This is a genomic window from Burkholderia sp. Ax-1719 (assembly GCF_011753055.1).
Taxonomy (GTDB): Bacteria; Pseudomonadota; Gammaproteobacteria; order Burkholderiales; family Burkholderiaceae; genus Paraburkholderia.
Map to the genome: position 1 here is coordinate 16,163 of NZ_VWWJ01000022.1, position 12,335 is coordinate 28,497.

Annotated in this window: 9 protein-coding genes; 6 read left to right on the forward strand and 3 right to left on the reverse strand. The window is 62.1% G+C overall.

The features are described 5' to 3' along the window. Nucleotides 1-36 precede the first annotated feature (36 nt). Nucleotides 37-1,335, forward strand: coding sequence for an alpha-hydroxyketone-type quorum-sensing autoinducer synthase (cqsA, locus tag F3J17_RS28030; protein WP_167066913.1), 1,299 nt, complete (start codon nucleotides 37-39; stop codon nucleotides 1,333-1,335). A 95-nt stretch (nucleotides 1,336-1,430) separates the two neighbouring features. On the opposite strand, the gene F3J17_RS28035 is transcribed toward cqsA, so the two are convergent. The 3 genes from F3J17_RS28035 to F3J17_RS28045 all read right to left on the reverse strand — a co-directional run bounded on the left by F3J17_RS28035 (nucleotide 1,431) and on the right by F3J17_RS28045 (nucleotide 5,854). Next, nucleotides 1,431-2,468, reverse strand: a complete 1,038-nt coding sequence (locus F3J17_RS28035) for a response regulator (protein WP_167066916.1) — start codon at nucleotides 2,466-2,468, stop codon at nucleotides 1,431-1,433. Then, nucleotides 2,465-3,826, reverse strand: a complete 1,362-nt coding sequence (locus F3J17_RS28040; protein WP_240161185.1) for a HAMP domain-containing sensor histidine kinase — start codon at nucleotides 3,824-3,826, stop codon at nucleotides 2,465-2,467. The genes F3J17_RS28035 and F3J17_RS28040 overlap by 4 nt, the downstream gene beginning before the upstream one ends. Before the next feature lie 378 nt (nucleotides 3,827-4,204). Continuing rightward, nucleotides 4,205-5,854 (reverse strand): benzoate-CoA ligase family protein, encoded by a 1,650-nt coding sequence (locus F3J17_RS28045; protein ID WP_167067211.1) that lies wholly within the window; start codon nucleotides 5,852-5,854, stop codon nucleotides 4,205-4,207. 287 nt (nucleotides 5,855-6,141) lie between these two features. Here F3J17_RS28045 and F3J17_RS28050 point away from each other — a divergent pair, with 287 nt between their 5' ends. From F3J17_RS28050 to F3J17_RS28070, 5 genes are all read left to right on the forward strand, one after another. Beyond that, complete coding sequence (locus F3J17_RS28050) at nucleotides 6,142-7,116, forward strand: helix-turn-helix transcriptional regulator (RefSeq protein WP_167066919.1); 975 nt, start codon at nucleotides 6,142-6,144, stop codon at nucleotides 7,114-7,116. 166 nt (nucleotides 7,117-7,282) lie between these two features. Continuing rightward, complete coding sequence (boxC, locus tag F3J17_RS28055) at nucleotides 7,283-9,016, forward strand: 2,3-epoxybenzoyl-CoA dihydrolase (protein ID WP_167066922.1); 1,734 nt, start codon at nucleotides 7,283-7,285, stop codon at nucleotides 9,014-9,016. Nucleotides 9,017-9,043: 27 nt separating this feature from the next. Next, nucleotides 9,044-10,483, forward strand: a complete 1,440-nt coding sequence (gene boxB, locus F3J17_RS28060) for a benzoyl-CoA 2,3-epoxidase subunit BoxB (protein WP_167066925.1) — start codon at nucleotides 9,044-9,046, stop codon at nucleotides 10,481-10,483. A 25-nt stretch (nucleotides 10,484-10,508) separates the two neighbouring features. Beyond that, entirely contained in the window at nucleotides 10,509-11,732 is a 1,224-nt protein-coding gene (gene boxA / locus F3J17_RS28065; protein ID WP_167066928.1) for a benzoyl-CoA 2,3-epoxidase subunit BoxA, read from the forward strand. 135 nt (nucleotides 11,733-11,867) lie between these two features. Beyond that, nucleotides 11,868-12,326, forward strand: coding sequence for a PaaI family thioesterase (locus F3J17_RS28070; RefSeq protein ID WP_167066931.1), 459 nt, complete (start codon nucleotides 11,868-11,870; stop codon nucleotides 12,324-12,326). Nucleotides 12,327-12,335: the final 9 nt, after the last annotated feature.

Sequence of the window (12,335 nt, forward strand, 5' to 3'; positions counted from 1 at the left end):
TGCGGGGAGGCGGCCATCAACCACCTGGAGCCTGAGATGCAAGTAACCAAAAACAACTGGCGGGATGCGCACAACAACGACGCCGCGCTGCCGGCTTTCCTCGCCGCGCGCGTGGACCGCTACTACGGGGAGCGCGTGCAGCAGAGTTGGGGAGGCGGCCACATCATGAAGGGGCGCGTGGCCGATGCGGATGCGTTGCATCTGTCGAGCAACGACTATCTGTCGATTGCGCGTCACCCGGAGATCATCGATGCGATGACCCGCAGCATTCGCGACGAAGGCAATGGCCTGTTGATGTCAGGCGTTTTTCTGCACGGCGACGAATGTCCGCAATTGCAGCTTGAAGACCGCTTCGCGCGCTACATGGGCGCTGAAGCGAGCGTGTTGTGCCAGTCGGGCTTTGCGGCCAATACGGGATTGATCCAGTCGATCGCCAATGCGCAGACGCCGGTGTATGTCGACATGATGGCGCATATGTCGTTGTGGGAAGGCATTCGAAGTGCGGGTGCCAAAGCCATTAGTTTCTTCCACAACGATGTTGAGCACCTGGAGCAGCGCATTCAGCGTTACGGGCCGGGCATTGTGATCGTCGATTCGGTGTATAGCACCAATGGCAGCGTGTGCCCGCTGCAAGCCTTTGCGCAGGTGTGCGAAGAACACGATTGCGTGTTCGTGGTGGACGAATCGCATTCGCTTGGTACGCATGGGCCGCATGGCGCGGGTCTCGTCGCGGAACTGGGACTCACGCAGCGCGTGCACTTTCGTACGGCGAGTCTTGCGAAGGCGTTTGCCGGACGTGCGGGCATCGTCACCTGTTCGCGCCGCTTCCAGGAGTACTTCAAGTGCGAGGCCTTGCCGGCCATCTTCAGTTCGACCTTGTTGCCGCACGAAACGGCGGGACTGGCGGCGACGCTCGATGTCATCGAGCGTGACGACTGGCGGCGTGCCCGCGTGGCGGCCAATGCACGTTATCTGCGCTCGCGGCTCGCGGAATTTGGCTACAACCTGAACGGCAGCGAGACCCAGATCATCGCACTCGAAGCCGGGCCGGAGCCGCAGACCATCATTCTGCGCGATGCGCTGGAGGCGCGCGGCATCTTCGGTTCGGTATTTTGCGCGCCGGCTACCGCGCAGAATCGCTCGCTCGTGCGGCTCTCGATCAACGCGGCGCTGGACGAATCGGAACTGGAGCGTCTGGTGGACGTGTGCGAAGCGATACGCGACGAAGTGCAGATGTGGAACTGGCCGTCGACGCGTCGTCTCATGGAGCGCGGCGCGGGCCGTGTACGCATGCGTCAGACGCCGACGCTGGCGGATTTGCCGGTAGCGGCTTGAGGCGGGCGCGACTGGACCTTCAGGTTAGATTGACGTAAGCCTGCGATTCATGCGATTCGGGGCGGCCCGAAGTCTGCCCAGGCGGAGTGAGATACTCAGTGTGAATCCCATTCCGCCTGGATTTCGCGATCGAGTTGCTGAAGATAGGAGTCGTAAGACAGCACGTTATCGAGCGCGAATCCGGCAGGCTTCTTTACGATTGCATAGGTATAACGGCGGTCGCTTTCGAATACCGATGCCGCATGCATGTACGGCTGCCATTCTGCGCATTGCGCCGGGTAGTAGCCTTCGGTGCGCCAGAAGTAGGGAACGCCGCGATGGCTGTTGAGTTCGGCGAGAAACGAAGCGGGCGCGCCCTGTTCGACCGCGATCTCGCGCACGCCGCGCAGCGATTCGTCGGTGTGCAGGATCAGCAGATACGCGGTGCCTTGCGCGTCGAACATCAGCAGGCCGTGCGGCTGATACGAGAGATAGTGCTCGACGATCCCGAGCGTTTCGAAAATACCCTGCACGTGCTTTGCAAGCCCGTCGTCCTTGAGGAAGGCATATTCGGACACTGCGAGCGCATCGAGCACCGCGCCGCAGGTTTTATCGAAGAATGCCGCCTGCATGTCTCGAATCGTTTGATTCAGGGTTTCCACTGCGTCGACTTCATGCTTGCGGATAAAGCGGTCGATCACGCCTTCGTTGAAACTTTTAACGGCGACGTGTTCGTCGGCCTTGCCGGTGAGCACGATTTTCTTGAGCGCCGGATTGGTCAGGCGACGGCAGAACTCGATGCCGTTGAGTTCCGGCATGTCGTAATCGACCACCACTACCGACACCGATTCAAAACGCGCCGGCCGGTGCACGAGCGAGCGGATTGCGTCCACGCGCATGGCAATCACCTGATGCGCATCGTTTTCTTCGGTGCGGTCCAGATAGGGGCTGAAGATAGGCGAAGCGGGCTGGTCCACTGCCGCGCGGCCGTTCAGAAAGCGCAGCGCCTCCGTGGGAGAACTGAAGAGCCGGAATGCCAGTTCCGGATCGAGTTGCAGGCTCAGGTTCGACAGAAAGGCCGCGCTGTCGTCGACGAACGCGGCGGTGGTCGGCCAGGAGAGGGGCTGAATGGCTTTCTGGATGGCTTTCGTCATGGCGCAGGGAATGTCAAAACGAACTCGGTGTACTTGCCTTTCACCGACGAGCAGGCAATGGCTCCCCCCATCGCTTGCATGACATCGCGGCAAAATGCCAGCCCGATTCCTGCTCCGAGCGCCACGTCATCGGTGGTGGTGGAAGAAGTATAAAAGCGGGTAAAGATATGCGGCAAGACCTCCGGTGAAATACCGGCGCCACTGTCGCTGAAAATCAGCCGATTAGCGCGATTGGCACTTTCGAGCCTGATCGAAATATGGGCGCCGTCAATACTGCCCATATGCCGGAATGCATTTTTCATCAAATTGAATAACACGTGGACGGTCAGCATTTCCGAGCCGATGAATTCGAAATCGGGCCGTAGATTGCAATGCACGCGTGCGCGATCGCCTTCACGAAAAGGATATCGCGCAAGGGCGGTTTCTACGCAGTGTGCTATCGAACACGTCGTTGCATTTTGCATGCTGCCGCCGGTGAAGCGTGCGGTGGCCAGCAGCATGTCGATGATTGCATTCGAGTGGAGTGCTTCCTGTTCAATGCGGCTGACCACACCCTGCATCGAATAAAGATGCGCCACGCGTATTTTCGGCACCGGCAGGCGATGGCGTTGCGCCAGCGCGTAAGTATCGAGCAATGCGGGCAGATAACGCATCAGGCCCGCTGCACCGACGCGTATCGCGACGAGCGGCGTACGCAGTTCATGCGCGACGCTGCCCGCTGTGGCAAGCATGGCGCGCTCCTGTTCGATCTGGATGCGATCCGAATCGTAATTGGCCACGGCGCCGATTGCGACGGCGAACGAGAAAATCGCCAGATGCGTGAGGTAATTCGCGTTGAGCACGATCGGGTCGGTCGTGAGTACATAGGCGAGCAGCGCGAGCCCAATGCCGACCAGAAACTGCAGCACCAGCATGAGCCAGTCGAGCAGCAGCACCATCACGAAAGCCGCAATCAGCGCGCTCTCCACCCAGACGTCGTTGCCGTTGTTCTTGAGCAGCATGAAGGTGAAGAAAAACGGCAACGCGTAGAGCGTGGCCAGATACCAGTACCAGGGCAGCAGTTTTTTGGCCGAGGCGGGCCAGCGCTCGAAGGCGAGAATCGGCACGAACAGCGCCGCGCCAATCAGACGTAGCCAGAGATTTTCATAAGGCTGCGGAAACAGCTCCTTCCAGACGTAGTAATAGAGCGGAAAACCGATGCTCGCGACCACTGCGAGCGGCCGCATGCGCCGCTTGACATACTGGAGATTGCGCAGCGCGGGCATGAATGCGCGCGCCACGCGCGGTTTCAGCGATGCCCAGCCGCGCCGCGCGCGCGACGTGAATCTCGATACGTTCATCAGGGTGGAATCGCTCATGGTTTGATGCCGGAATTCGATGCCGCCTGGATCACCGCCTGCGCGAGCCAGGAATCGGGCACGGCCTGCTGCTGAGTGTGGCCGGTGATTTCCCGTGGCGGATCGCTGGCGCGCCGCACGCGCCGCTGGGCGTTGCCGAAGCCGCGCCTGGCGCGGCCAGTTGCAGACGATACATCATTGTGACGCGCGGATGTGGCATGGCCAGGGCGGCGATGTCACATTTCGGCAGACCGTTGGCGGGAAGCGCAACTGAGCGATGCAGCGTGCATCGAATGGTCTGCGGAAAAGCGCAAGTTGGCGCTTGCGCGGCTCAGGAGGTCACGAAGCGCACGATGGCCTGGCGGACGTTCGCAGGCAATACCGTCATCGAGTCACGAGTCATGGCGTGCGGAATTCCTCGCGCAGACGGAAGCGCTGGATCTTCCCGGTGGCGGTCTTGGGCAGATCGTCGACGAACAGGATGTCGCGCGGATACTTGCGCGGCGCGAGACGCGTCTTCACGAACGCCTTGAGTTGTTGCGCGAGTTCGGTGTGCGCAGCGTGTGTTGAGGGCGACGCTTGCAATGAGTGCGCGGCGCGCGCTTCGGCCTTGAGCACGACGAATGCACAGGTCCGCATGAGCCCATCCTGCTCGATGCCGATCACGGCCGCTTCGAGCACGGCGTCGTGCTGCACGAGCGCCATCTCCACTTCGATCGGCGAGACATACTGGCCGCTGACCTTGAGCATGTCGTCGCTGCGGCCTGCGTAGACGTACCATCCGCCCGGAATACGGCGGTACTTGTCGCCACTTCGGACCCAGTCGCCCAGGAAGGTGGCGCGCGACTTTTCGCGATTGTTCCAGTACATCACGGCGGCGCTCGGGCCACGGATGTAGAGGTCGCCGATTTCGCCCTCGGGCACGAGATGGCCCGCTTCGTCGCGCAGTTCGATCTCGTAGCCGGGCACGGGGCGGCCGGTGGTGCCGTACTCGACTTCGCCCGGACGGTTGGAGAGAAAGATGTGCAGCATCTCGGTGGAACCAATGCCATCGAGAATATCGCTGCCGAAATGACGGCTGAAACGCTCGCCGATCTCGCGCGGCAGCGCCTCGCCCGCCGAGGTGCAGATGCGCAGCGCGACGTCGGCGCGCGCGGGCAGGGACGGCGAGGCCATCATGCTCGCGTAGAGCGTCGGCACGCCGTAGAAGATGGTTGGGCGGTGGCGCACGAGGCGCGCAAATACGGCGTCGGCGGTGGGGCGTTCGGCCATCAGGATGGTGGTCGCGCCCACCGACAGCGGAAACGACAAACCATTGCCCAGCCCATAGGCGAAGAACAGTTTGGCGGCGGAGAACACGATGTCGCTTTCGCGGATGCCGAGTATCGGCTTTGCATAGGTTTCGACGGTCCAGTACAGATTGGCGTGCGTGTGTACGGTGCCTTTGGGTTTGCCCGTCGATCCCGACGAGTAGAGCCAGAAGGCGATATCGTCGCTGCCGGTTTGCGCGGCACGTGAAGCGGGCGGGGCGTGGTCGATGAGATCGCCCAGTATGTGATGCTCGCGTGCGCTTGAAGCCGCATCGTCGGCGGGCCGGGAAATCACCAGAAGGCAATCGCTGCGTTCAGCCTGATCGAGCGCGGCGCTCACCACGCCTTGCAACGCCCCGGACGCGATCACGAGCCGCGCGCGGCTGTGGTTGAGCATATAGACGTAGTCGGGCACGCCCAGCAGCGTGTTGACGATCACGGGCACGACACCCGCATGCAGCGCGCCAAGAAAGGCAACCGGCAACTCGATCGTATCGAGCATCACCAGCAGGATGCGCTCTTCGGCCCGCAGTCCCAGTGCGCGCAGCGCGGCGGAAAACCGACGGGCGCGCAATTCCAGCTCGCCGTATGAGAGCGTGCCGTCGTCGTCGATATAGGCGGGCCAGGCGCTGCGCTCTGCGTTGAGCGCAAACAGATGCGCCGCGAAATTGAACTGCTCAGGCGGCGGTGGGGCGGGCGTTGTGCGTTCGAGCGCCGCAAGCGGCGGCGCTGCCTGGATATCCACGTTGCTGTCTCCGCTGTCTTGCGTCCGCTTCACGTTTCCTTTGGTGCGTCTCCAGGGATCGCGAGCGGACGGTTGTCGTTGTGAGCGCTACGGTACAGGGGGATTCGAAGTGATTCGGATTGCCTGGTAAATGCTGGTTTGCCCGGGTGTGAGGCGACCCTGGTGGCTTGCGTTTCCCGAAGGGGTTTGTCGTTTAGACGACTTTTAGCGGAAAATCAGGGGCAAGCAAAGTGCGTGTCAAGCACTATAGTACATAAAACTGGGTTGAGAGGCCTCTGAAGATGAAGCAAACGTATATCGCCGATGCGCCGGCGAACGACGTGACGGACAACGCGCAGGCCCGCGAGGGGGCCGACGCGGCAAGTGGCGCGCGCATCGAGCGCGATCCTTTCCTGACAGCGATGGGCGAGCGCGTGCGGATGCTGCGCGCGCGCCGCGGCATGACGCGCAAGGCGCTCGCCGCCGAGACGGGGCTCTCCGAGCGCCATCTCGCCAATCTGGAATCGGGCGTCGGTAACGCCTCGGTGCTGGTGCTGCGCCAGATCGCGACCACGCTGAACTGCGCGCTCGCCGAGGTAATCGGCGACGTCACGACTTCATCGGCGGAATGGCTGTTGATCCGCGAACTGCTGCAAGGCCGCGATCCGGCCGCGCTGCAACGCGCTCGCATGGCACTGGCGGACATGTTCGCGCAAACGCCCGCCGACGAGCATCGCAACGAACGCATTGCGCTGATCGGCCTGCGCGGCGCGGGCAAATCGACGCTCGGGCGCATGCTTGCCCAGGAGCGCAAGGTGCCGTTCGTCGAACTGACCCGCGTGATCGAGCAACTGGCGGGCTGTCCGCCTTCGGAGATCCATTCGCTCTATGGCGCGAGTGCCTACCGCCGCTACGAGCAGCGCGCGCTGGACGCCGTGATCGCGGAACATCCGCGTGCGGTCATTGCTTTGCCGGGCGGCCTCGTGGCCGAGCCGGGCACCTTCAACACCCTGCTTGCGCACTGCTTCACCGTCTGGCTCCAGGCCGCGCCCGAGGACCATATGCGCCGCGTCATTGCGCAGGGCGACCTGCGGCCCATGTCGGGCAACAACGAGGCGATGGACGACCTCAAGCGCATCCTCGCGGGCCGCAGCGAACTCTACGCGCGTGCCGACATGCGCTTCGACACCAGCGAAAAGACGCTGGCCGACGCCTATCTGCAACTGCGCGACCGGCTGGCGGCGCGATTGGGCGCGGAGCCTGTGCGTCCTGATTGAAGAACGTGAGGCACGATTCGCGCGGCGGCGCATGCACTACTTTTCATGGATTACCCACTGAACTTCTGAATATGCACTAAAGTGCTTTACATGGGTGGAGTGCTGCACTATCGTTCAAAGCAACGAGAGGCACATTCCCGCAAGGTTCCCGATACCGGAGACGCCCATGGCCGCCGCAGACATCGCTACTGCCCCGCCGCCTGTTGCTTCGCAAGCCGATCCGGCCCGCTCCCAGCGGGTCGACTACCGCACCGATCCCTCGCAGTATCGTCACTGGACACTGAGCGTCGACGGCCCGATTGCGACGCTCGGCCTCGATATCGCCGAAGACGGCGGCATTCGAGAGGGCTACAAGCTCAAGCTCAACTCCTATGATCTGGGCGTCGATATCGAGCTTTACGACGCGCTCCAGCGCATTCGCTTCGAGCATCCCCAGGTTCGCAGCGTTGTGGTCACGAGCCTCAAGGAGCGGGTGTTCTGCTCGGGCGCGAACATCTTCATGCTGGGACTTTCCTCGCATGCGTGGAAGGTCAACTTCTGCAAGTTCACCAACGAAACGCGCAACGGCATCGAAGATTCGTCGCGTCATTCAGGGCTGAAATTCATCGCCGCCGTCAACGGCGCGTGCGCAGGCGGCGGTTATGAGCTTGCGCTGGCGTGCGATGAAATCCTGCTCGTCGACGATCGTTCGTCGACGGTCGCGTTGCCCGAAGTGCCATTGCTCGGTGTGCTGCCCGGCACCGGTGGTCTTACTCGTCTCACTGATAAACGCAAGGTGCGCCACGATCGCGCCGATATTTTCTGCACCGTCGCCGAAGGCATTCGCGGCGAACGCGCCAAGGCCTGGCGGCTCGTGGACGACGTGGTCAAACCCAATCGCTTCGCAGAGGCCGTACAGGCGCGCGCGCTTGCGCTGGCTGCGCAGAGTGGTCGTCCCGCGCAGGCGCGAGGCGTCGCGCTCACGCGTATCGAGCGCGTCGAGCCCGAGAATGGTTTGAGTTACGCGTGTGTCGACGTGACGATCGATCGCGCAAAGCGCACGGCCACCTTTACGGTCAAGGCGCCGGATCTGGCGGATGCTGCGCTGCCTGAAGGGAGCAATGCCGGTATTGAAGCGATCGTTGCCGCCGGAGCCGCGTGGTGGCCGCTGCGCATGGCCCGCGAACTCGACGATGCGATTCTCTCGATGCGCACCAACGAGCCGGAAATCGGCACGTGGATCCTCAAGACCGCAGGCGATGCGCGCGCGGTGCTGGCGGCCGACGCGGCGCTGATCGCACATCGTGATCACTGGTTCGTGCGCGAGACGATTGGCATGCTGCGCCGCACGCTGGCGCGCGTCGACGTGTCTTCGCGCTCTCTGTTCGCGTTGATCGAACCCGGCTCGTGCTTCGCGGGAACGCTGGCCGAACTCGCTTTCGCCGCCGATCGCAGCTATATGGCCGCGCTGCCATCGAATGAAGACGAAGAGCCGGTTATTACGCTATCCGAAGCGAATTTTGGGCTGTATCCGATGGTCACGCAGCAGTCGCGTCTGGATCGCCGTTTCTACGGAGAAGCCGAACCGCTCGATGCGGCGCGGTCTTGTATCGGCCGCGCGGTCAAGCCGGTTGAAGCCGAAGCGCTCGGGCTGGTCACCGCCGCGCCCGACGACATCGACTGGGCCGACGAGATCCGCATTGCGCTGGAGGAGCGTGCGGCGATGTCACCCGATGCGCTCACGGGCCTCGAGGCGAATCTGCGTTTCAACGGCCAGGAAACCATGGAGACGCGCATTTTTGGGCGACTCTCGGCATGGCAGAACTGGATCTTCAACCGCCCCAACGCCGTGGGTGAAAAGGGCGCGCTCAAGGTCTACGGCACGGGCAGCAAGGCGCAATTCGATCCCGCCCGCGTTTGATTGACACGATCACAGCCAGGAACGCTCATGTCCACGCTCAATGCTTCGATCAATTACAGCGACAAGATTCCGAACAACGTCAACCTCGCCGACGACCGCGCCTTGCAGCGCGCGCTCGAACAATGGCAGCCGAACTTTCTCTCCTGGTGGGGCGACATGGGACCGGAAGGCTCGCATGGTTTCGATGTTTATCTGCGCACCGCAGTGAGCGTGGACGCGGGTGGCTGGGCGCATTTCGATCACGTGAAAATGCCCGACTATCGCTGGGGCATCTTTCTCGCACCCGGCGATGCGCAGCGCAAGATCCACTTCGGCGCGCACAAGGGTGAAGCTGCCTGGCAGGACGTGCCGGGCGAGCATCGCGCGAATCTGCGTCGCATCATCGTGACGCAGGGCGATACGGAACCGGCTTCGGTCGAACAGCAACGGCATCTGGGTTTGACCGCGCCGTCCCTGTACGATCTGCGCAACCTCTTTCAGGTCAACGTGGAAGAAGGGCGGCATCTGTGGGCGATGGTCTATCTGTTGCATCGCCACTTTGGTCGTGACGGTCGTGAGGAGGCCGAAGCATTGCTCGAACGCCGTTCAGGCGACGACGACAATCCGCGCATTCTGGGCGCGTTCAACGAAAAGACGCCTGACTGGCTGGCGTTTTTCATGTTCACCTATTTCACGGATCGCGACGGGAAGTTCCAGTTATCGGCATTGGCGGAATCGGGCTTCGATCCGCTCGCCCGCACGACGAAGTTCATGCTGACCGAAGAGGCGCACCACATGTTCGTGGGCGAATCGGGCGTCTCGCGCGTCGTGCAGCGCACGGCGCAGGTGATGAAAGAGCTGGATACGAGCGATGCAAAGCGCCTGCGCGAAGCGGGAGTGATCGACCTCGAAACAATCCAGCGCTACCTGAATTTCCACTATTCGGTGACGATCGATCTGTTTGGCGCTGACCACTCGTCGAATGCCGCCACGTTCTATAGTGCAGGCCTGAAAGGCCGTTACGAAGAAACGAAGCGCGACGACGACCATCAACTCGAAGGACAGACGTATCGTCTGCTTGACGTGCAGGAGGGCCGCCTGGTCGAGCGCGACGTACCGATGCTCAACGCCATGAACGAAGTGCTGCGCGACGACTACATCAAGGATTCAGTGGCGGGCGTGAACCGCTGGAACAAGGTGCTGGAGAAGGCGGGGATCGATTTTCGTCTGAGTGTGCCGCACAAGGCGTTCAATCGACGCATCGGCACGTTTGCGGGTGTGCGAGTTGCGCCGGAGGGCCGCGTGATCGACGAGGCGCAATGGGCGACCAACGAAGCGAACTGGCTGCCTACCGCCGAAGATCGCGCGTATGTGGCTTCGTTGATGGGGCGCGTTGTGGAGCCAGGCAAGTTCGCCAACTGGATCGCGCCGCCTGCGATGGGCGTCAACCGACAGCCCGTTGATTTCGAGTACGTGCGTTTCGATTGAAGCGTGGATTATTGTGAATACGCGCATGGACACGCACAGTGAAACGCTGCGGCAACATCTGATCGACCCCGAGATCTGCATTCGCTGCAACACCTGCGAAGAGACCTGCCCGATCGATGCGATTACGCACGATGGCGTCAATTATGTCGTGAAGGCAGAGGTGTGCAACGGTTGTATGGCCTGCGTGCCGCCATGCCCGACTGGCGCGATCGACAACTGGCGCAATGTGCTCAAGCGTGCAGCGTATAGCCTTGACGACCAGTTTGGCTGGGAAGCATTACCCGGGCAGAATGCGGAAATAGACGCGCCCGCGCAAGGGCCTTTGCCGCGTGACGCGGCGCACGAAGAGGCTCCCGTGGCTTCCGATACCGTGCGTGGCTCGACCATTGCGCCATGGTCGGCGGCGCGGCCGTACGTGCAGCTATACACGCACAAGACGCCAGCCACGGCGACGGTAGTGGGCAATTACCGCCTCACCGATGCCGCCGCGCAAAGCGATATTCACCATATTGTGCTCGATTTCGGGACGTTGCCGTTTCCGGTGCTGGAAGGCCAGTCGATCGGCATTCTGCCGCCGGGCACGAGCGCCGATGGCCGCGCGCATCACGCGCGCCAATACTCGATTGCCAGCCCGCGAGATGGAGAAAGACCGGGCTACAACAACGTCGCACTGACCGTAAAGCGCGTGCAGCATCAGAACGGCGATGGCGTGTGCTCCAACTATCTCTGCGATCTTGAGAAGGGCGATGTGGTGACGGTGATTGGCCCTTTCGGCAACACCTTCCTGATGCCGAACCATCCGGATTCGCATCTCCTGATGATCTGCACGGGCACTGGATCCGCGCCGCTGCGGGCGATGACGGAGTACCGGCGTCGCCGCAGGGCAGTGGGCGAAACTGGGGAAACGGGCAAACTCATGCTGTTCTTTGGCGCGCGCACGCGCGAGGAATTGCCTTACTTTGGACCACTGATGAATCTGCCAAAGGACTTCATCGACACGAATCTGGCCTTCTCGCGCACACCGGGCCAGCCGAAGCGTTACGTGCAGGACGCCATGCGTGAACGCGCCGAAGACGTTGCGCGCCTGCTCAGCGATGGCAATACCCATGTTTTCGTATGCGGACTGCGAGGCATGGAGGATGGCGTGCTGCAGGCGCTCGAATGTATCGCCGCATCGCACGGCATGGACTGGACGGCGCTCTGGGAGAGGCTCAGGCGCGAAGGGCGACTGCACCTCGAAACCTACTGACATCAGCATAAAAACATCAGAGGAAATCCGCTAAAAAGCGTTTAAGCACGATCGTTCGCAACAGGGTAGGATGTCGCCATGCGTTGCGCCGGGCAAACCGGGCGCGGCACGCTCAACCGATGGAGACTTTGACCCATGAATCTCGTTGCCGAACTTCCCGCAGGCCTGACCGGCCTCGAACAATTGCAGCAGATGCTCGCGAGCGGCCGCGTCGCGCCGATTGGCGAAACGTTAGGCTTCAAACTCGCGGAAGTGGAGGAGGGCCGAGTGGTGTTCGAAAGCGTGCCTGGCGTGCACGCCTACAACCCGATCGGCACCGTGCACGGCGGCTATGCGGCTACGCTGCTCGATTCCGCCTGCGGTTGCGCGGCGCACTCGCGTCTTGCCGCGAATCAGGGTTACACCACGCTGGAATTGAAGGTGGCCTATCATCGCGCGATGACGGCCAGCACCGGCACGGTGTACGCCGAGGGCCGCGTGCTGACCATCGGCCGCCGCGCCGCCTTCACCGAAGCGACGATCAAGGACGCAGCGGGCAAGCTCTACGCATCGGCGACATCGACCTTGCTGGTGTTCGAGCGCGAAACGACGTAAGGTCGAAAC